The organism is Lentzea atacamensis (assembly GCF_003269295.1).
In the GTDB taxonomy this organism is placed as follows: Bacteria; Actinomycetota; Actinomycetes; order Mycobacteriales; family Pseudonocardiaceae; genus Lentzea; species Lentzea atacamensis.
Genome location: NZ_QLTT01000006.1, coordinates 474,129 through 494,217, shown reverse-complemented (window position 1 = coordinate 494,217; position 20,089 = coordinate 474,129). Strand labels below are relative to the sequence as shown.

The following is a 20,089-nucleotide window of genomic DNA, read 5'->3' as shown; positions in this document are numbered from 1 at the left end:
CCGCTGCTTGGAGGTTCGCCGATGACGGAGATCACGAACATCGCGCTACCGGCGATGCGCGTGTCGTACGAGCAGGGCTCGCTGAGCGAGTCGGAGCTTTCCGCCACCTGGAACGAACAACTTCAGCTGTGGCTCGACGAAGCCACCCGCGCGGGGCTCCCGGAGCCGAACGCGATGGTGCTCGCGACCACCGATGTGAAGGGGCGGCCGTCGTCGCGGACGGTGCTCGCCAAGGGGCTCGATGAGCGCGGGCTCGTGTTCTTCACCAACTACACGTCGAACAAGTCGCACGACCTGATGGCCACGCGGTACGCGTCGGCGACCTTCCCGTGGTTCGCGATGCAGCGGCAGGCGCATGTGCGCGGAGTCGTGGAGAAGGTCGGGCCCGTGGAGACCGCCGAGTACTGGAACTCGCGGCCTCGTGGGTCGCAGATCGGGGCCTGGGCGTCGCCGCAGTCTCGAGTAGTAGCTGGGCGATCCACTTTGGATTCGGCGCTGCACAAGATCGAGCGGCAGTTCGCGGACACGGAGAAGATTCCTGTGCCGCCGCACTGGGGTGGGTGGCGGATCCGGCCTGAGGAGGTCGAGTTCTGGCAGGGGCGGCGGGATCGGATGCACGACCGGCTGCGGTTCCGGCTGGGGCGGGACGGGTGGCAGGTTGAGCGGGTTGCTCCCTAGGTAGTCGAGGCTTTTGCGCGAGGGGCGTCTCCTGTGGGCGGGAGACGCCCTTTTTGCTGTGTTCGAGGGCCGCTGGTTCGTGGTGGGTCAGCTCGCTTCGCGCGGTCAGCTCAACCCCGCTCGGGGCTCATGCGTCCTCAGGGTGTCTCAGTGCCCGAATTCGGCACGGGCATACTGGGTTTTCGGACACAGCTAGCTACGAGGTGCGATTTCACGTGTGCGGAGTGCTCGGACTCATCTGTTCCACCGAGGCCGCTGCGGCCTCCGCGCGCGGCTCGGTTGCTGCGGCGCTGCGTTGCCAGCGGCACCGCGGGCCCGACGAGCAGGACACCTGGGCTGACGCCGAGGTCGTCTACGGGTTCAACCGGCTCGGGTTCATCGACCTGGACCACTCCCACCAGCCGCTGGTCTGGGGACCGCCGGAGAACCCGACCCGCTACACGTTGAACTTCAACGGGGAGATCTACAACTACCTGGAGCTGCGGGCTCAGCTGGCGCGGGAGTTCGGGGCGCAGTTCAAGACGCAGGGCGACGGCGAGTCGATCGTCGCCGGGTACCACTACCACGGGGCTGACTGGGTCAAGCGGCTTCGCGGGATGTTCGCCTTCATGATCTGGGACGCGCAGGAGCGGGTGGTCTTCGGGGCGCGGGATCCGTTCGGCATCAAGCCGTTGTTCTGGGCGGCAGGGCCTGGCGGGGTGGCGTTCTCCTCGGAGAAGAAGAGTTTGCTGCAGCTGACCGGGGTGCTCGGGATCAGCCAGGAGCTCGACCGGACGGCGCTGCAGCACTATCTGGTGTTGCAGTACGTGCCGGAGCCCGAGTCGCTGCACAAGGCGATCCGGCGGGTGGAGTCCGGGACGTCGTTCAGGCTCACGCCGGGTGGGCAGGTGCTGTTCAACCGGTACTTCAAGCCGGTGTTCTCGCCGCGGCCGGTCAACAGCGACGCTGAGGCCGAGGCGTTGCACGAGCGGATCGCCGACGTCATGCGCGACTCGGTGGCCAAGCACATGATCTCGGACCCGGACGTCACGGTCGGGGCGTTCCTGTCGGGTGGCATCGACTCGACGGCCACGGCGACGCTGGCCAAGCAGCACAACCCGAACCTCATCGCGTTCACCAGCGGGTTCGACCGGCAGGGGTACTCAGAGGTGGACGTCGCCGCGGAGACCGCGGCGGCGATCGGGGTGCGGCACGTCGTGAGGACGGTGTCGCCGGACGAGATGATGGAAGAGCTGCCGCTGATCATCTGGTACCTCGACGACCCGGTGGCGGACCCGGCGTTGGTGCCGTTGTGGTTCATCGCTCGTGAGGCGCGCAAGTACGTCAAGGCCGTGCTGTCCGGTGAGGGTGCGGACGAGCTCTTCGGCGGGTACGTGATCTACCACGAGCCGTTGTCGTTGTCGCCGTTCGAGAAGGTGCCCGGCAGCGTGCGCAAACTGATGGGGGCCGTGTCCAAGAGCATTCCCGAAGGGGTGCGGGGCAAGGACCTGCTGCGGCGCGGGGCGCTCAGGCTGGAGGAGCGGTACTACGGCAACGCTCGGAACTTCAGCGACGACCAGGTGCGGGCGGTGTTCCCCGGCTACGTCGAGGGGATCGGTTTCCAGGACGTCACGGCGCCCTGGTACCGGGAGTCCGAGGGCTGGGACCCGGTCGCGCGGATGCAGCACATCGACCTCTTCACCTGGCTGCGCGGGGACATCCTGGTCAAGGCCGACAAGGTGACCATGGCCAACTCGATCGAGCTGCGGGTGCCGTTCCTGGACCCGGAGGTCTTCAAGGTCGCGGCCGAGGTGCCGCTCGACCAGAAGCTCACCGAGGGGACCACCAAGTACGCGCTGCGGAAGGCGTTGGCGAAGATCATTCCGCCGCACGTGCTCAACCGGCCCAAGCTGGGCTTCCCCGTGCCGATCCGGCACTGGTTGCGGGCTGAGATGTACGACTGGGCGCGCGGGGTCATCGCCGACTCGCAGACCGGGCACCTGCTCGACAAGAACGCGGTGTACGCGTTGCTCGACGAGCACAAGTCGGAGCAGTTCGACCGCAGCCGGCAGCTGTGGTCGGTGCTGTGCTTCATGATCTGGCACGGGATCTTCGTCGAGGGGCGGATCAGCCCGAAGGTGCCGGAGCCGGTGTACCCCGTCCGTCTCTGAAGTGGTGTTGGCGACACGTTTACATGAAGGACTTGTTAGTTGTCATAGGCTAACGAAGTGGCCACCCTGGGGAGAAGTGCGCGCTCGACGTTCGTGATCGACACCCGGCCGTTGAAGATCGTCGCTTATCGCCGGTTGTGGCTGTCCACGATCGTCACGGCGGTGGGCTCCCAGCTCACCGCCGTCGCCGTGCCCAAGCAGGTCTACGACCTCACCGGGTCGTCCGCTTGGGTGGGGGTTGCCGCCGGTGTCGCGCTGGTTCCGCTGCTGGTCTTCGGCCTGTGGGGCGGGGCGATCGCGGACACGGTCGACCGGCGCAAGCTGCTGCTCGTCACCAACACCGGCATCGCCGTGTCGTCGGTGCTGCTGTGGGCGCAGGCGGCGCTGAACGTCGGTTCGGTGTGGCTCGTGATCGCGCTGCTCGGGCTGCAGCAGGTGTTCTTCGCGGCCAACGCGCCGGCGCGGCAGGCGTCGATCGCGCGGCTGGTGCCGGCTGAGCTGTTGCCGTCCGCGGGTGCGCTGGGGTCGACGGTCATGCAGTTCGGCGCGGTGCTCGGGCCGTTGCTCGCGGGGGCGTTGATGCCCGTTGTCGGGTTGTCCACGTTGTACCTGGTGGACGCGATCGCGCTCGTGGCCACGGTCTACGCGGTCTGGATGCTGCCGCCGATGCCGCCGTTGAACGGGGCCGTGCGGCGTGCGGGGCTCAGGGACGTGCTCGACGGGTTCGTCTACCTGTGGGCGCAGAAGGTGCTGCTGGCGAGCATGTTGCTGGACATCATCGCCATGGTGTTCGGCATGCCGCGGGCGCTGTTCCCGGAGATGGCCCAGCACACGTTCGGTGACCCGCCCGGCGGCGGGTTCGCGCTGGGCGTGCTGTTCGCGGCGATTCCGGTCGGCGCGGTGCTGTGCGGGCTCACGTCCGGGTGGGTCTCGAAGGTCAGCAGGCACGGGGTCGCGGTGGCGCTGGCCGTGGTCGCCTGGGGTGTCGCGATCATGGGCTTCGGGCTGGCGGGGTCGCTGTGGGTCGCCGCGGCGTTCCTGGCGCTGGCCGGAGCCGCGGACATGGTGTCGATGGCGTTCCGCGGCGCGATCCTGCAGTCGGCCGCGACGGACGAGATGCGCGGGCGGATGCAAGGGGTCTTCATCGTCGTCGTGGCGGGTGGGCCGCGCATCGCGGACCTGTTGCACGGCACGGGTGGTGCCGCGTTCGGCACGGCGGCGGCGGTGACCGCGGGTGGGGTGCTGGTGATCGTGGCGACGGTGCTCGCCGTGGTGTTGCTGCCGGCGATCTGGCGCTACCGCCTCAGTTCCGCCGGCTGATCTCGTTCGCGGCGGGCTCGGCGATCTGCACGTCGGTGCCCCAGTCGGTGAAGCGCGCCTCGTCGACGATCAGCGCGTTCTGGAACTGGGTGGAGAACTTGATGCGGATCGGCAGGCCGCCGCCGTCCAGCTCGACCTCGCCGACCGAGCCCGTGACGCCCTGGTCGAGAGCGAGCTTGACCTCGTTGCGCAGGTTCTCGTCGGTGAGGGTGTCGTAGGCCTTCCGGTAGTCGACGGCGATCGAGTAGCGGGTGCGGTCGCCGGTCTGCGCGGTCAGCTTCAGCTCGCCACCCGCGCCGATCACCGGCAGGTGGTACGTCGTGAAGACGGCCTGCTGGTAGATCACGTCGTGAAAGCCGAGCATGGTGCTGGTGAAGTCGTCGGTGTCCTTGCGGTCGAGCTTCACCCACGGCTTGTCCTGCGGCAGACCGAACACCTGAGGCAGTTTCACGAACGCCGTGTCCTTTGTGGTCGAGACGAACCGCAGTTCCTGCTCCGCGCCTCCGGTCTGGACAGGACGCTTGGTGGTCGCGTCGATGCCGGGGACGTCACCGAGGCGGACCGCGCCGTTCGCCGGGGCCGTGACGCCGCCCGTGGTCGGTGGCGCGATGGTGAAACGGTAGGTCTTCTTCTCGTTGGCCGCCTTGGAGACCGCGGCGACGAGGCTCTTCACATCGGGGTGTTGGACCGGTCCGGCCGGAGGTGGTTCCGACGTGCAGGCGGTCAGCGCGATGGCGGCGACGAGCAGAGTTGCCGTGCGTTTCATTGTTACACCATATGGGTGAGGTAGGCGCCCGTTCACGCTGGTGTCCAGGCCAAACAGGCACAATCTCGGGGCATGGCTGAAGCGACTCCACAAACGGAGCAACCGGAACTGAAACGGGCGATCGGCCCGAAGCTCCTGTTGTTCTTCGTCGTCGGCGACATCCTCGGTACCGGCATCTACGCGCTCACGGGCAACGTCGCCGGCAAGATCGGCGGCGCGCTCTGGCTGCCCTTCCTGCTCGCGTTCGTGGTGGCGTTCCTGACCGCGTTCAGCTACCTCGAGCTCGTCGGGAAGTACCCCAGAGCCGCCGGTGCGGCCCTCTACACCAACAAAGCGTTCAAGATCCACTTCTTGACGTTCATGGTCGCGTTCGCGGTGATGTGTTCCGGCATCACGTCGGCGTCCTCGGCGGCACTCGCCTTCGGCCGCACCTATCTGCGGCAGCTGCTCATCGAGTTCTTCGACGTCGCGATCCGGCCGGAGTCGCTGGTGATCACCGGCATCGCGATCATCTTCATCTCGGCTCTGGCGGTGATCAACTTCCGCGGCGTGTCCGAGTCGGTCAAGACCAACGTCGTGCTCACCTGCATCGAGCTGTCCGGCCTGGTGATCATCATCCTGATCGGCGCGTACGCGATCGCGGTCGGCGACGGTGAACCCGGCAGGCTCACCCAGATCGACGTTCCAGAAGGCAGCACCGTGATGCTCGCGATCACCTCGGCGACGGCACTCGCGTTCTTCGCGATGGTCGGCTTCGAGGACTCGGTGAACATGGCGGAGGAGTGCCGTGACCCGGTGCGCATCTTCCCGAAGGCGATGCTCTGGGGCATGGGAATCGCGGCGACGATCTACGTGCTGGTGGCGATCACGTCGTCGTTGCTGATCCCGGCCGACGAGCTGGCCAAGGCGGGCAGCAGCGCGTTGCTGCGGGTCGTCACCGTCGGCGCGCCCGGCTTCCCGCTGTGGGTCTTCGCGTTGATCGGCCTGCTGGCCGTCATCAACTCGGCGCTGATCAACATGCTGATGGCCAGCCGGTTGCTGTACGGCATGGCGAACGAGCGGATCATCCCGAGGTTCTTCGGCACCGTGCACCCGTTCCGCCGCACGCCGTGGATCTCGATCGTCTTCACGACCGGCGTCGCGGTGATCCTGGTGTCCACCGCGGACATCGGCAAGCTTGGCGGCACGACGTCGTTGCTGCTGCTGATCGTCTTCACCATCGTCAACGTCGCGTGTCTCGTGCTGCGCCGGGAGAAGTCCGAGCACAAGCACTTCCGCGCCCCGACGTGGGCTCCGGTGCTCGGCGCGATCACCTGCGCGTACCTCGCGATGCCGGTGCTGTCCGGCCGCCCGTGGGACGACTACGTGATCGCGGGCTGGCTGCTGCTCGCCGGTCTGGTGCTGTGGGTGATCAACCGCGTGCTGACCGGAAAGCACGAGATTCACCCGGAGAACCTGACGAAGTAGGGCCTTCTCAGTCCAGCAGGTACCTCAGGAACCGGTCGGGCTCACCCAGGAAGTTGCGGGTGAGCGCGACCGGTTCCGCCGTGTCGTAGGAGACCTCGTCGATGACGCCGTCCGTGATCTCCAGGATCGTGGCGCCGGGTGCCGCGAGCAGGATCGGCGAGTGCGTGGCGATGATGAACTGCGAGCCCTCTTCGACGAGCTCGTGCATCCGTCGCAACACGGTCAGGCAGCCCTTGACGGACAGCGCGGCCTCCGGCTCGTCCAGCACGTAGAGCCCGCGCCCGCCGAACCGGTGCGTCATCAGGTCCATGAAGCTCTCGCCGTGCGACCGCTCGTGCAACGACTTCCCGCCGTACGAAGCCAGAATCCCCTCACCGATCCGCTCGATCTCGGTGGCGACGTTGTAGAACGACTCGGCGCGCAGGAAGTAGCCCGTGCGGGGTTTCCTGGTGCCCCAGCTCAGGGTCAGGAAGTCGCCCAGTGACGACTCGGTCGCCCTGGTCGCGAAGCGGAACGACTGCGAGCCGCCCTCCGCGTTGAACCCCGCCGCCACCGCGATCGCCTCGACGAGCGTCGACTTGCCCGCACCGTTGTCGCCGACCAGGAACGTGACGGGCCTCGTCAGCTCGATCGGGTTCTCGACCAGGTGCCGGACGACCGGCAGCGTGAACGGGTACCGGTGCGTGTCGTGCTGCTCGTCGAGGCGGATCTGGCGGATGAACGTCATGCCAGCCTGGCCAGCTCGACCGGGTCGTGGGCGCAGAACACCTCGATCTCGTCGTTGGCCTTGAGCTCCCTGAGTCGCTCCACATTGGACAGACGCTGCTCGCGGATCGTCTCGGTCTGCTTGGCGGTGAGCTTGAGCGCGAAGATGTTGCTCGGCGGCGTCTCGACCTCGCCGCGGTAGAAGTACGCGTCACCGGCGTGCAGCAGCCAGCCGTCGTCGCTCTTCACCGCGATGCCGGTGTGCCCGCGGGTGTGTCCGATCAGCGGCACCATGAGGATGTCCTCCGGCAGCCCGGGGATGTTCTTGACGGCCTCGAATCCGAACCAGTCCTCGCCCTCTGCCTCGTGCGTCTCGAAGGTGACGCCCTCGCGCTGGAGCTTCGGGTACCGCGCCCGTTCCTTGGCGTTCCTGGGGTTGGTCGCGGCCTCCAGCTCGGTGTCGAGCACGTGGACCGTGGCGTTCGGGAAGTCGCGCAGGCCGCCGGCGTGGTCCAGGTCGAGGTGGGTGAGCAGGATGTGCCGGACGTCCTCCGCACCGTACCCGCGCTTCTCGACCTGGAAGATCGCCGTCTCGTTGATGTCGAGCAACGGCTTGAGCAGTGTGCGGCTCAGACCGTCGAGCGTGGCTTTCGGGTTGGTCACCTCGTTCGTGCCGAAGCCGGTGTCGACCAGCACGAGACCCTCGTCGGTCTCGATCAGCAGGCAGTGCGCCACGATGCCGCCCGCGACCAGGGGTGGCCGCATGGTGCCGCAGTTGAGGTGATGAACCTTCATCGGCAAGTCCTTCCGCTGGCCCCGTAGGCTTCAGCCTCATGTTGGGGATCTCGTACGAGGGTGCCACCGCCGTGATCACGACTGTAGGCGCGGGTCTGCGGTCGTTCGAGGTGGACGGCGTTCCGTATGTGGAGACATTCGGGCCCGACGAGAAACCGCCGATGAGCGCGGGTGCCGTGCTGGTGCCGTGGCCGAACCGGACCGCAGGGGCGTCCTGGGTGCTCGACGGGGTCGTTCAGCAGCTCGAAGTCACGGAGCCGGCGCGGGGGAACGCGATCCACGGGCTGGTCCGGCGGCGGCCCTGGTCGGTGCTGGAGCACACCGGGTCGTTGGTGTCGTTGCAGACCCTGATCGAGCCTCAGCCCGGATGGCCTGCGGCTTTGCGGGTCACCGTGTCGTACGCGTTGGACGACAACGGGCTGACGGTGACGCACGGGGTGAAGAACGTCGGGGATCTGGCGACGCCGTTCGGGGTGGGAACGCATCCGTACCCGCGTGCCGGCAACGCCGCCACCGACTCGTGCACGCTGACGCTGGCGGCCACGACCGTGCTGCCGCTGGACACCGACCGGATGGTGCCCTCGGGGGCGGCCGTGCCGGTGGAGGGCACCGAGTTCGACTTCCGCGGGGGGCGGGAGCTGGACGGCGTTCGGCTGGACACGCCGTTCGGCGGGTGTGAGCCGTCGCGGGACGGGCTGGTGCACCACTCCCTGGTCGCGGAGAGCGGTGGTGTCGAGGTGTGGGCCGACCCGGACTTCCGGTGGGTGCAGGTGTACACGCCGGACTCCTACCCGCAGCGCGGGCGCGCCGTGGCCATCGAGCCGATGACCTGCCCACCGGACGCGCTGAACTCCGGCGTGGACCTGATCTGGGTGGCTCCTGGGGAATCCTGGGGTGCTCGGTGGGGGATCAAGCCGCTCTCGTAGCGAAACACGGGCACAACCGTTAGCGTTGCTAAACATGAACATCGCGATCACCGGGGGCTACGTCGTGCCCGTCGACGGCGAACCCGTCGAAGGCGGCACTGTCCTGATCCAGGACGGGAAGATCGTCGCGGTTGGTGCCGACGTCGACATCCCGGACGGGGTTGAGGTCGTCGACGCCGACGGGGCCTGGGTGCTGCCCGGCTTCGTCGAGGCGCACGGCCACATCGGTGTCCACGAGGAGGCCGAGGGCTGGGCCGGCCAGGACACCAACGAGATGACGCATCCCGTCGGCGCCCGCATGCGCGCGCTCGACGCGATCAACCCTGCTGACCTGGGCTTCGCCGACGCGCTGAGCGGCGGGGTCACCACCGCGGTGATCAAGCCGGGGTCGGGCAACCCGATCGGCGGGCAGACGGTGGCCGTGAAGTGCTGGGGGCGGACCGTCGACGAGATGCTCCTCAAGGAGCCGGTCAGCGTGAAGAGCGCGCTGGGGGAGAACCCGAAGCGGGTCTATGGGGACAAGGGCAAGCTTCCGTCGACGCGCCAAGGGGTTGCGGCGGTCATCCGGGACGAGCTCACCAAGGCGCAGGACTACCTCGCCAAGAAGGCGGAGGCGGAGAAGGACGGCAAAGCCTTCGAGCGCAACAACACCCAGGAGATCCTCGGGAAGGTGCTCCAGGGCGAGCTGCCGTGGTGCCAGCACGCGCACCGGGCGGACGACATCGCCACGGCCATCAGGCTGTCGGAGGAGTTCGGCTACAAGCTGATCCTCAACCACGGCACGGAAGGCCACCTGATCGCGGACCTCATCGCGGAGAAGCAGATCCCGGTGATCATCGGGCCGCTGTTCACCTCACGGTCCAAAGTGGAGCTGCGCAACCGCGGGCTGCGCAACCCCGGCATCCTCGCCCGCGCCGGGGTCGAGCTGGCGATCACCACCGACCACCCCGTGGTGCCGATCCACTTCCTCGTGCACCAGGCCACCCTCGCGGTCAAGGAGGGGCTCGACAGCGAGGTGGCGCTGAAGTCGATCACGGTCAACCCGGCGCGGATCATGGGGTTGCAGGATCGCGTCGGCGCGTTGAAGCCCGGGCTCGACGGCGACGTGGTGATCTGGTCCGGGGACCCGTTGGACGTGATGAGCCGGGCCCTGCACGTCTACGTGGAAGGGCGCGAGGTCTACACGTGGAACGAGAGCAAGGGTGAAGGGGTCGTGGCCGACCCCTTCTACCGGGAGAGCTAGGGCCCGTCCCGGAACGTCGGCGAGGTGATCCACGCTCAGCAGGGCACCTCGCGGCACCGTCCCCGCGCCCCCGTACAACCAGTACGAGGACGCGGGGGCGGCACCACGATGCACCCGTCTGACCGCGAATTCCCCGGCAACCTTCCGGGCCACACCATTACCGGAGCCCGCGGCCGATCACGAGGCGCTGGATCTGGTTGGTGCCCTCGAAGATCTGCAGGACCTTGGCCTCGCGCATGTAGCGCTCGACCGGGAAGTCGCGGGTGTAACCCGCGCCGCCCAGCACCTGCACGGCGTCGGTCGTCACCTTCATCGCCGCATCGGTGGCGACGAGCTTGGCGATCGACGCCTGCTGGCGGAACGGCAGGCCGCGGTCGCGACGGCGGGCCGCGGAGATGTACGTGGCACGCGCCGACTCGACCGCGGCGGCCATGTCGGCGAGCATGAACTCGAGGCCCTGGAACTCGATGATCGGACGGCCGAACTGGGTGCGCGTCTTGGCGTACGCCACGGCCTCGTCCAGTGCGGCCTGGGCCAGTCCGACGGCGCAGGCGGCGATGCCGAGGCGGCCGGAGTCCAAAGCGGACAGTGCGATCTTCAGGCCGTCGCCCTCGTTGCCGATCAGGCGGTCGGTGCCGAAGCGGACGTCGTCGAACGACAGCTGCGCGGTGATCGAGCCGGTGAGGCCCATCTTGCGTTCCGCGGGAGCCGCCTCCAGGCCAGGTGCGTGACCCGGTGCGAGGAAGCAGGAGATGCCGCGGCCGCCGTCCGGGGACGTGCGGGCCATGAGGGTGTAGAAGTCGGCGGCGCCGGCGTGGGTGATCCACGCCTTGGTGCCGTTCACGACGTACTCGGAGCCCTTGCGGACGGCGCGGGTCGACATGGCGGCCGGGTCGGAGCCCGCCTGGACCTCGGACAGGGCGTAGCCGCCGAGCAGCTCGCCCTCGAGCATCTCGGGGAGCCAGCGGTCCTGCTGTTCGCGGGTGCCGAAGGTGGCGAGGCCGTAGCACGACATGACGTGCACGGAGAGGCCCACGGCGACCGTCATCCACGCGGAGGCGACCTCTTCGAGCGCCTGCAGGTACACCTCGTAGGGCTGCTCGCCGCCGCCGAACTCCTCGGGGTACGGCAGACCAAGCAGGCCGGCCCTGCCCAGCAGGCGGAACGCCTCGCGGGGGAACTTCTCGTTCTCCTCGGCGTCCGCGGCGTGTGGCTTCAGCTCGTCCCGCGCGATCTCCCTGACCAGCGCGATCAGGTCCTCGGCCTCTTGGGTGGGGAGCAGCCGCTCGGCGGGCATCGTCGACCTCCGGTGTGTACTGATAGCAGTACTGTAGGACGTACCGCAGTACAGCTGCCAGTCAATGTGGCAGGGTCGTCACATGACACGGGCTCTCACGCAGCGGCAGGCCGAGCTGCTCACCCGGTTGGAGACCCTCTTTCTGAACGAGGGGTTCGGTCATCTGACACTGGATGACATCGCGGGCAGGCTGCGCTGCTCCAAATCGACGCTGTACGCGCTCGCGGGCAGCAAGGAACAGCTCGCCGTGCGGGTGGTCGGCCGCTACTTCAAGGGCGCCGCCGAGCGCATCGAAAGGCGCATCGCGGGCCTCGACGACGTGCGCAAACGCATCGGCAGCTACCTCGCGGGCGCTGCCGAGGAGCTCAACAAGGCCTCGGCGGCGTTCATCGCCGACGTGTCCGCTTTCCCGCCCACCCGCGCCACCTATGAGCGCAACGCGCGCGCTGCGGCCGAGCGCATCAAGGCGTTCATCCAGGACGGCGTGCAGACGCACGTCTTCCGCGAGGTCCACGCCACGCTGTTCGCCGAGATGGCCGGGTTGCTCATCGAGAGCATCCAGACGGGTGTCCTCACGAAACGGGCAGGTGTTTCGGACGCCGAGGCGTTCACCGCGCTGGGTGAACTGTTGTTGGATGGGCTCCAGAGAGAACGGAGCCAGAAGTGATCGTGGTTGCTGGAGAGGCACTGGTCGACATGGTGCCGATGGGGGACGACGAGCTCGCCCCGCTCGCGCCGAAGCTGGGTGGCGGGCCGTACAACGTCGCCGTCGCACTCGGGCGGCTGGACGTGCCGACGAGCTTCCTGTCGCGGGTGTCGGACGACCACTTCGGTGAGCAGCTGATCAAGCGGCTGCACGCGTCGAACGTGCGGACGGATCTGGTCCAGCGCGGGCCGGAGAACACCACGCTCGCCGTCGTCGGGCTCGCCGAGGACGGTTCCGCGCGCTACTCGTTCTACGTCGAGGGCACCGCCGACCGGCTCGTGCAGGACCCCGGTCCGCTGCCCGCCGAGGCCAAGGCCGTCTCGTTCGGCACGCTGTCGCTCGTCCTGGAGCCCGGCGCGTCCACCTACGAGCAGGTGCTCAGGCGCGAGAGCAAGCGCTTGCTCACCGCGCTCGACCCCAACATCCGGGCGGGGCTCATCGACGATCCGGGCGCCTACCGGGCGCGGTTCCGCTCGTGGCTGCCCGACGTCGGTCTGCTCAAGGTCTCCGTCGAGGACGCCCGGTGGCTCGCGGAAGACAGTGACGATCTTCGGGACGTGATCGAGATCGCAAGGACGTGGATTTCACAGGGACCGGCGGCGGTCGTGCTCACCAAGGGTGGTGACGGTCTCTCCGTGATCACCGCCACGGGACAGGTCGACGTGCCGCCCGTGAAGGTCGACGTGGTCGACACGATCGGTGCCGGTGACACCGTGCAGGGTTCCCTGCTCGCGTGGCTGCACGACCACAACGCGTTGAGCGCGGAGAAGGTGCGTGCACTCGGTGACGATGAATGGACCGCCGCATTGACCTACGCGGGTGCAGCCGCCGCGATCACATGTTCCCGCGCGGGCGCCGAACCGCCCTTTGCGAGCGAACTCACCGCTGCGTTGGCTGGATAAAACCGGGGAACGGACTACCGTGAAGGAGCCGCGCTAGAAACTGGCATTACGGATGTGATGCCGGTCCCATCTCACAGAATCGGTTCACACCGCTGCTGCGAGGCGGGCCTTCCGCCGACTAGCGTGAGTGAACTTAGAAGACTCAGATCCCAACGGGGTGGTCCGAGACGACGGCAGGCCGTGCGACCTGCCACCACCCCGTCCGAGCGTTGAGAGGGACTTGAATGCCCGACGCGACGACTGCGCCGAACGACACCCAGACCGTCGCGCTGCGCCACGGGGGCGGAGAGCTCGAGATGAAGGTGGTGCCGGCGACCGAAGGCGCGTCCGGCATCGAACTCGGCAAACTGCTGTCGACGACCGGTCTGGTAACCCTGGACACCGGCTTCGTCAACACGGCCTCCTGCTCCTCCGAGATCACCTACATCGACGGTGACGCGGGCATCCTGCGTTACCGCGGGTACCCGATCGAGCAGCTGGCCCAGCGTTCGAACTTCATCGAGGTCAGCTACCTGCTCATCTACGGCGAGCTGCCCACTGCCGCCCAGCTCGAGGACTTCTCGCAGAAGATCAGCAGGCACACCCTGCTGCACGAGGACCTCAAGCGCTTCTTCGACGGTTTCCCGCGTGACGCGCACCCGATGCCGGTGCTGTCCTCCGCGGTGTCGGCCCTGTCGACCTTCTACCAGGACTCGCTGTCGCCGTTCGACGCGAACCAGGTGGAGATCTCCACGATCCGCCTGCTCGCCAAGCTGCCGACCATCGCGGCCTACGCGTACAAGAAGTCGGTCGGCCAGCCGTTCCTCTACCCGGACAACTCCCTTGGCCTGGTGGAGAACTTCCTGCGGATGACCTTCGGCTTCCCGGCTGAGGCCTACGACCTCGACCCGGACCTGGTCCGCGCTCTGGACCTGCTGTTCATCCTGCACGCCGACCACGAGCAGAACTGCTCCACGTCGACCGTGCGCCTGGTCGGCTCGTCCGAGGCGAACCTCTTCGCGTCCATCTCCGCGGGCATCAACGCCCTGTTCGGCCCGCTGCACGGCGGCGCGAACAGCGCGGTGCTCGAGATGCTCGAGAAGATCAAGGCCGACGGCGGCGACGTGAAGTCGTTCGTCAACAAGGTCAAGAACAAGGAGGACGGCGTCCGCCTGATGGGCTTCGGCCACCGGGTCTACAAGAACTACGACCCGCGTGCCGCGATCATCAAGAAGACGGCCGACGAGATCCTCAACAAGCTCGGCGCCGACGACCAGCTGCTCGACATCGCGAAGCAGCTGGAAGAGGCCGCTCTGAGCGACGAGTACTTCATCTCCCGCAAGCTCTACCCGAACGTGGACTTCTACACGGGTCTGATCTACCGGGCGATGGGCTTCCCGACGAAGTTCTTCACCGTGCTGTTCGCGCTCGGCCGTCTCCCCGGCTGGATCGCGCACTGGCGCGAGATGATCAACGACCCGGCCACCAAGATCGGCCGTCCGCGGCAGATCTACACCGGCCCGACCGAGCGGGACTTCGTGGCGATGGAGAACCGCTGATTGCGGGCTGATTCTGGTCGTAAGCTGAAGGCGCGTCGCCACGGGCGGCGCGCCTTTCGCGTGTTCTGGGGGTGGTGCGTGACGGGCGTGCGGGCTGAGGTGGCTCGTTTGTACGAGCAGCACGACAAGATGCGGTACCCGCGAGGGTTGACCGCCGGCGCCGAGGTCGCAGGCGTGGTCATGACCCTGCTCGACGGAGGTGCGACGAGCTGGATCAAAGCCTGGCTCGAACGCGATGGTGAGGCTGACGAGGACCTGATCGTGTACCTCGCACTCTTCCTCGACGAACTGCACCGGGTGGTGCCGGTCTTCGCTGATCCGGCCTCGCACCGGTATCGGCCGTACGCTGCCCACTACTTCAGCCGCCTCCGTGAGATGGTGCGGCTGATCCTCCTCGAAGTCAGCGCTTCATCCGTGCAGGGCGCCTGTCATGCAGGCGCGCCCCGTTCGTTTTAGCGTCGAGCGGTGAGTTCCCGGCCTCGTCTGGTTCCGCCGAGATTTGCGGACATCCGATCATCCAGCCATTCTCGCGGCTGCGGAAAGGTCCCCTCGCGCGCTCGCATTGTTCGTTCTCGACGACAGGTTGCTGAAAGCTTCCGGACAGCCGCGAATCGTTTTCCTGCACCGCTGCCTGCACGCATTGAACGAGGAGCTGGGCGACCGGCTGATGGTCGTGTGCACTGCGACCCGGTGAAGATCGTTCCGCGCATCGCACCGGCTCGCCCTGCGCCGTCACGCCGGGCCGTGTTCGCAAGGCGGACGGCACCCCGTTCAAGGTCTTCACGCCGTTCCGCAACGCCTGGCTGGACCACGGCTGGCACAAGCCCGCGGACACCGATACGTCCACTCTGGACTGGATCAGGTCGCCCTGGACCCGCACACGCTGGAACCGGTCGTCGACCACGCGGCCGAACGCCAGGTGGCGCTCGACCGCTACCAGGCCGTCAGACTTTGAGGGCCTCGCGGAGCTTCACGCGAGCGCCGGTCCGCAGCACGGCGTTCGCGTAGACCTTGCCGCCCAGCCACGTGATCGCCGCGATGGCCGCCAGCGCGAGCGCGATCGCCAGCAGCACCTGCCACGTCGTCGCCACGCCCATCGCCATCCGGCCCGGCATCAGGATCGGGGCGAACGGCGGCAGCAGCGACAGGACTGTGACCGTCGTGCCGGACGGGCTGCCGATCATCAGGTTGATGCCCGCCACGAACGCCACGATGATCGTCATGCTGATGGGCGTCAGCACCGACTGCAGCTCCTCCTGCCGCGACACCAGCGACGCGGCGGCCGCGAACACCGTGGCGTACAAGAAGAAGCCGAGCAGGTACCACAGGACACCGGTCAACAGCGCCGTCGCGCCGAGAGCACCCACGTCGATCACGTCGAACGCCGACGACAGCCCCAGCCCGACCATGGAGATCACCAGCAGCTGCAGCAGGCCGACCGCGCCGAGCCCGATCACCTTGCCCAGCAACAACTGCCACGGCCGCACGGTCGCGAGCAGGATCTCGACGACCCGGCTGGACTTCTCCTCGACGACGCCCTGCGCGACCATCGTGCCGTAGACCAGCAGCGAGTAGTACAGCAGCGCGGCCACGATCAGGCCGATCGCGAGGCGCTGACCTCGTTGCGGGTCAACGGGTTCCAGCGCGGTGACGTCGACGTTGACGTTCGCCAGGTTCTGCGCGACCTGCTGCGGGGTGATGCCCGCCTCGGCGAGCTGGGCGACGAGCACCTGCTGGCGCAGCACGTCGTTCAGCACCGTCGTCAGCACCTCGTCGCCGGAGCCCTTGACGATCATCTTCAACGCCGGTGGCGCGCCCGTCACCAGAGCGTCCAGCGAGCCGTCGCGGACCTGCCGCTCGGCGCTGTCCACGGTCGTGACGTCCCGCGTCTCGACCTCGATGCCGAACGACTTCGCCTTCTCCCGCAACGGATCCGCGAGCTGCGTCGCCTGGCCGGAGAGACCGACGACGCTGCGCTGCTGGTCGTCGAAGAGCACCGACTGCAGCACGACGTACCCGGCGAGCACGGCGATGATCACCGCGGTACCGATCAGGAACGAGCGGGTGCGCACCTTCGTGACGAACTCGCGCCGTGCCACCAACGAGACCGCTCGGGCCGACGTCATGTGCTCCTCGCCTCGGTGGTCACCACGTTGCGGAACAGCTCCGTCAGCGTCGGGCGCTGACGTGAGAACTCGTACACCGGGCCCGCGGCGAGAGCGGCGTGCAGTACGGACTGGTCGTCGACGCCCGAAGCGAGCTCCAGCACGCAGCGCGTCCCGTTCTTCTCGATCACCCGCACACCGTCCAGCGTGGCAGCCCAGTCGGTCGTTGGCGACTCGACGACCAGCCGCGACTCCCCGCCGGACCGGAGCTCGTCGACCGTTCCGCTCGCGACCATCGACCCGGCGCTGACGATGCCGACCCGGTCGCACAGCCGTTCCACCAGGTCGAGCTGGTGGCTGGAGAACACGACGGGCACCCCGGAAGAAGCCTTCTCGCGCAGCACCTGGCTCATCACGTCCACCGCGACCGGGTCGAGGCCGGAGAACGGCTCGTCGAGCACCAGGACGTCCGGCTCGTGCACCAGGGCGGCCGCGAGCTGCACGCGCTGCTGATTGCCGAGGCTCAGGCGCTGCACCTCGTCCGTGCGGCGGTCGCGCAGGCCGAGACGCGCGATCCAGTTCTCCGCGCTGGTGTGGGCCTCGTTGGTGCTCATGCCGTGCAGCTCGGCCAGGTAGACCAACTGGTCGAGCACTCTCATCCGCGGGTAGAGGCCGCGCTCCTCCGGCATGTAGCCGATGCGGCGCCGCGTGTCGAGGTCGACGGTTCTTCCGTTCCACCGCACCTCGCCGGAGTCGGCCGCGAGCACGCCCAGCGCGATCCGCATGGTCGTGGTCTTCCCGGCGCCGTTGCTGCCGACGAACCCGAAGAGCTCGCCCGCGTGCACGTCGAAAGACATGTCCCGCAGGGCGACGACCTCCCCGTAGCGCTTGGAGATCGCGTCGATCTCCAGCACCCCCTCAGGCACGGTGAATCCCTTCGTTAGCCCGGATGGCGGTAATCGGACTCAAAGTATCGGTGAGCAGGGAACGAGTGAAACGATACGGGCGTCTACGGCGAATCGAACGAACGACCAATTCACTCAACGGGGGTGACCATGCAGCCCATTGACCCCGATCAGTGGCTCAAGCAGTACGGGGCCAAGATCGAGCAGGCGAAGCAGCAGGCCGAGCAGGCCGTTGGCCAGCTCGGTGGTGTGGGCGGAAGCGCCAGCTCGCCGGACGGCCTGATCACGGTGACGGTCAACGCGACAGGCGTGCTGACCGACCTGCAGATCAAGCCGGAGGCCCGCGGCATGGACCCCAGCGAGATCGCCACGGCGGTGCTCGCCGCCTCCACCAAGGCTCAGCGTGAGGCCTCCGGCCGCGTCGTGCAGATCATGGGCGACTTCGTCGGCGAGAGCCCGGCGCTCGACTTCGTGAAGGCACAGATGCCGAACGGATACGCGGGCGACGGAACCGACGAGGAAGAACCGAAGTCGGAGTTGGAGCGCAAGGACACGCGGCCCGACGACGAGTACTTCACCAACCCGCCCGAAGTCATGGCCTGAGTGCAGGAGCAGGAGGGGGTAGGCGATGCAACAGCACTTCAACATCGACATCGATGAGCTGAGAACCCACGCCGCGAACGTGGACCGGCTCACCGACCGGTTGCGCAAGGCCACCGAGACGTGCGATCCGGGCGCGCTCACCACCGAGGCCTTCGGCGTCTTCTGCGGATTCCTGGCGCAGTACGTGCTCCAGCAGGCCGGCCTCGGGCAGGACGGGCTCGGGAAGGCGGCGAACTCGCTGATGGACATGGCGATCGGGCTCAAGGAGACGGTCGAGCAGTACGAGCAGGTCGACCTCGACAACATGTTCGGCTTCAAGGGAGGCCGGGGATGAACGCCCCAGCGACGCAGGCCAAGGGCACCGACCCGCAGCAGCTGATCAACAACATCTCCAGCACGTACTCCGCCATCGAGCGGGGTGACTGGGTCGCCGGGGGCCTCGGCATCGCGAACACGGCGATGGGCATCGTCGGCATGTCCGCGAACCCGCTGAGCGGCTTCCTCTCCGCCGGCTTCAGCTGGGCGATCCAGCACGTCGACTTCCTGCGCGAGCCGTTCGACATGCTGCTGGGCAGCCCGGAGTCCATCGCCAAGATGGCGCAGACCTACCGGTCCGCCGGCCAGCAGGTCCAGGAGATCGCGACCGAGTACAAGCGCATCTGCGTCCAGCAGACCCGCGAATGGCAGGGCAGGGCCGCCGACGGGTACCGCGCGGCCGCTCAGAAGCACGCTGGTGGCCTCGAGTCGCTCTCCAAGGCCACCCACGGCATCGCCGCGGCCGTCGAGGGTGCGGGCCAGCTCGTCGCGTCGGTCCGCAAGCAGATCATGGACCTGATCAGCCAGGCCGTCGCCGACATGGTCATGAAGATCATCCAGTGGCTGGCGGCGTCGGTCCTCACCTTCGGCGCGGCCATCGCGGGCGCGATCGCGGACATCGTGACCACCGCGGTCAACTACGCGAAGAAGCTGGCGGACTTCCTGCAGAAGCTGCTCGGCTCCGTGCAGAAGCTGATGAACCTGATCAAGCAGGTCTCGCAGATCGCCAAGGTCGCAGAGCAGGTCATCGACGCGATCTCCGCGCTGGCGCACAGGGGCGCCGGTGGTGGCGGCGGTGGCGTCAACCGGCCGACCTCCGGCGGCTTCGACGGCCTTCGCGGCGACCAGCAGGACAGGGCTCATGGCGGTGCCGGCGGGACGTTCACGAGCGGTGTCAGCGGCAACGCGCCCGGCAGGAACACTGGCGGTGACGGCCTCAGCAACGTCCGTCCCGGCTACCAGGGCGGCGACGCGACCGGCTACCAGGGCCCCTACGGCCAGGGACCGGGTATCGGCGCCGGTCCTTCCGTCCGCCCGATCTACACGCCTCCCGCGGCTCAGCAGGGCGGTCAGGGCGGCCGGCCGCCGGGCGGCGGTTCCGGCGGCCGCTGGGTGCCGGGTCACTGGGAGCAGGACACGACCACCACTGCCGGTGGCGCGACCAAGCCTCCGTCGTTCGGCGCCACGCCGACCACGACGAACGCCGACTGGTACCGCCCGACCACCACCGACCACGCCGCGACCGCGGCTGCCGGTGGCGGCGGTGGTGGTGGAGGCGGCGGCATCCCCAAGGGCATGGGCGGCACGGGTGGCGGCGGTGGCGGTATGCCGGCCGGCCTCGGCGGCCCGGCCGGTGGTGGTGGCGCTGGCACCGCGGCGACGCAGTTCGGCGGCGCGGCCGGTGTCATGGCTGCCGGTGGCGCCGGTGGTGGTGCTGCCGGTGGTGCCGTTCCGCACGGTCCCGGCGGTGGCGGTCCCGGTGGTGCGGCCGGCGGCATGATGGGTGGCGCTCCGATGGGCGCCGGTGCCGGTGGTCAGCAGGGCGGCAACAGCGAGCACAAGCGGAAGGTGCGGATCGAGGGCGAGGCCCTGGTCGACCCGCCCAAGGCCGCGAAGCCGGTCATCGGCGAGTGAGCTGAGTCCTTGCGCCGAGGGCGTCTGCAAGTA

Annotated in this window: 20 protein-coding genes; 14 read left to right on the top strand and 6 right to left on the bottom strand. The window is 68.0% G+C overall.

All coding sequences use genetic code 11. From position 1 onward, the window contains the following. The first annotated feature begins 21 nt into the window (after positions 1-21). From pdxH to C8D87_RS28165, 3 genes are all read left to right on the top strand, one after another. Entirely contained in the window at positions 22-678 is a 657-nt protein-coding gene (gene pdxH, locus C8D87_RS28175; protein WP_109631833.1) for a pyridoxamine 5'-phosphate oxidase, read from the top strand. A gap of 215 nt (positions 679-893) precedes the next feature. Further along, positions 894-2,828, top strand: coding sequence for an asparagine synthase (glutamine-hydrolyzing) (gene asnB / locus C8D87_RS28170; RefSeq protein WP_112228967.1), 1,935 nt, complete (start codon positions 894-896; stop codon positions 2,826-2,828). A gap of 57 nt (positions 2,829-2,885) precedes the next feature. Continuing rightward, entirely contained in the window at positions 2,886-4,148 is a 1,263-nt protein-coding gene (locus tag C8D87_RS28165) for an MFS transporter (protein WP_233442322.1), read from the top strand. Here the strand turns inward: C8D87_RS28165 and C8D87_RS28160 are convergent. Continuing rightward, entirely contained in the window at positions 4,132-4,914 is a 783-nt protein-coding gene (locus C8D87_RS28160; protein WP_112228966.1) for a hypothetical protein, read from the bottom strand. The genes C8D87_RS28165 and C8D87_RS28160 overlap by 17 nt on opposite strands. Positions 4,915-4,986: 72 nt before the next feature. Between C8D87_RS28160 and C8D87_RS28155 the strand changes: the two genes are divergently transcribed. Continuing rightward, positions 4,987-6,381, top strand: a complete 1,395-nt coding sequence (locus C8D87_RS28155; protein ID WP_109631840.1) for an APC family permease — start codon at positions 4,987-4,989, stop codon at positions 6,379-6,381. Positions 6,382-6,388: 7 nt separating this feature from the next. Here C8D87_RS28155 and C8D87_RS28150 read toward each other — a convergent pair whose 3' ends face one another. Beyond that, positions 6,389-7,108 carry an AAA family ATPase gene (locus tag C8D87_RS28150; RefSeq protein ID WP_112228965.1) on the bottom strand — a complete coding sequence of 240 codons (720 nt, stop codon included), beginning with the start codon at positions 7,106-7,108 and terminating at the stop codon, positions 6,389-6,391. Beyond that, on the bottom strand, positions 7,105-7,881 hold the full coding sequence (locus tag C8D87_RS28145) for an MBL fold metallo-hydrolase (protein WP_112228964.1): 777 nt from the start codon (positions 7,879-7,881) through the stop codon (positions 7,105-7,107). The genes C8D87_RS28150 and C8D87_RS28145 overlap by 4 nt, the downstream gene beginning before the upstream one ends. 38 nt (positions 7,882-7,919) lie before the next feature. Here C8D87_RS28145 and C8D87_RS28140 point away from each other — a divergent pair, with 38 nt between their 5' ends. Together C8D87_RS28140 and C8D87_RS28135 are read left to right on the top strand one after the other, a co-directional pair. Continuing rightward, a complete protein-coding gene (locus tag C8D87_RS28140) occupies positions 7,920-8,807 on the top strand; it encodes an aldose 1-epimerase family protein (protein WP_112228963.1) in 888 nt (295 codons plus the stop codon). A gap of 34 nt (positions 8,808-8,841) precedes the next feature. Continuing rightward, entirely contained in the window at positions 8,842-10,050 is a 1,209-nt protein-coding gene (locus C8D87_RS28135) for an amidohydrolase (RefSeq protein ID WP_112228962.1), read from the top strand. A 157-nt stretch (positions 10,051-10,207) separates the two neighbouring features. Here C8D87_RS28135 and C8D87_RS28130 read toward each other — a convergent pair whose 3' ends face one another. Further along, positions 10,208-11,347, bottom strand: a complete 1,140-nt coding sequence (locus C8D87_RS28130; protein WP_109631852.1) for an acyl-CoA dehydrogenase family protein — start codon at positions 11,345-11,347, stop codon at positions 10,208-10,210. 82 nt (positions 11,348-11,429) lie between these two features. Between C8D87_RS28130 and C8D87_RS28125 the strand changes: the two genes are divergently transcribed. The 5 genes from C8D87_RS28125 (at position 11,430) to C8D87_RS48025 (ending at position 15,187) form a co-directional block, all read left to right on the top strand. Next, positions 11,430-12,014, top strand: coding sequence for a TetR/AcrR family transcriptional regulator (locus C8D87_RS28125; protein ID WP_109631854.1), 585 nt, complete (start codon positions 11,430-11,432; stop codon positions 12,012-12,014). Further along, positions 12,011-12,955: a carbohydrate kinase family protein gene (locus tag C8D87_RS28120; RefSeq protein WP_112228961.1), complete on the top strand. Its 945-nt coding sequence runs from the start codon at positions 12,011-12,013 to the stop codon at positions 12,953-12,955. Before C8D87_RS28125 ends, C8D87_RS28120 begins: the two co-directional genes overlap by 4 nt. A gap of 224 nt (positions 12,956-13,179) precedes the next feature. Next, positions 13,180-14,493 carry a citrate synthase gene (locus tag C8D87_RS28115; RefSeq protein ID WP_109631858.1) on the top strand — a complete coding sequence of 438 codons (1,314 nt, stop codon included), beginning with the start codon at positions 13,180-13,182 and terminating at the stop codon, positions 14,491-14,493. Between the two features lie 180 nt (positions 14,494-14,673). Continuing rightward, positions 14,674-14,949, top strand: coding sequence for a hypothetical protein (locus C8D87_RS28110; RefSeq protein WP_146771890.1), 276 nt, complete (start codon positions 14,674-14,676; stop codon positions 14,947-14,949). A gap of 43 nt (positions 14,950-14,992) precedes the next feature. Then, positions 14,993-15,187, top strand: a complete 195-nt coding sequence (locus C8D87_RS48025; RefSeq protein ID WP_233442321.1) for a deoxyribodipyrimidine photo-lyase — start codon at positions 14,993-14,995, stop codon at positions 15,185-15,187. Between the two features lie 250 nt (positions 15,188-15,437). Here the strand turns inward: C8D87_RS48025 and C8D87_RS28100 are convergent, their stop codons facing one another. Both C8D87_RS28100 and C8D87_RS28095 read right to left on the bottom strand, forming a co-directional pair. Further along, positions 15,438-16,619: an ABC transporter permease gene (locus C8D87_RS28100; protein WP_112228959.1), complete on the bottom strand. Its 1,182-nt coding sequence runs from the start codon at positions 16,617-16,619 to the stop codon at positions 15,438-15,440. Then, entirely contained in the window at positions 16,616-17,524 is a 909-nt protein-coding gene (locus C8D87_RS28095) for an ABC transporter ATP-binding protein (RefSeq protein ID WP_109631866.1), read from the bottom strand. Before C8D87_RS28095 ends, C8D87_RS28100 begins: the two co-directional genes overlap by 4 nt. A 129-nt stretch (positions 17,525-17,653) precedes the next feature. Here C8D87_RS28095 and C8D87_RS28090 point away from each other — a divergent pair, with 129 nt between their 5' ends. From C8D87_RS28090 to C8D87_RS28080, 3 genes are read left to right on the top strand one after another with little or no spacing between them, the layout of a single operon-like run. Continuing rightward, positions 17,654-18,106 (top strand): YbaB/EbfC family nucleoid-associated protein, encoded by a 453-nt coding sequence (locus C8D87_RS28090; RefSeq protein ID WP_109633140.1) that lies wholly within the window; start codon positions 17,654-17,656, stop codon positions 18,104-18,106. A 25-nt stretch (positions 18,107-18,131) separates the two neighbouring features. Then, entirely contained in the window at positions 18,132-18,440 is a 309-nt protein-coding gene (locus C8D87_RS28085; RefSeq protein WP_112228958.1) for a type VII secretion target, read from the top strand. Further along, positions 18,437-20,056, top strand: a complete 1,620-nt coding sequence (locus tag C8D87_RS28080; protein WP_112228957.1) for a WXG100 family type VII secretion target — start codon at positions 18,437-18,439, stop codon at positions 20,054-20,056. The genes C8D87_RS28085 and C8D87_RS28080 overlap by 4 nt, the downstream gene beginning before the upstream one ends. Positions 20,057-20,089 lie beyond the last annotated feature (33 nt).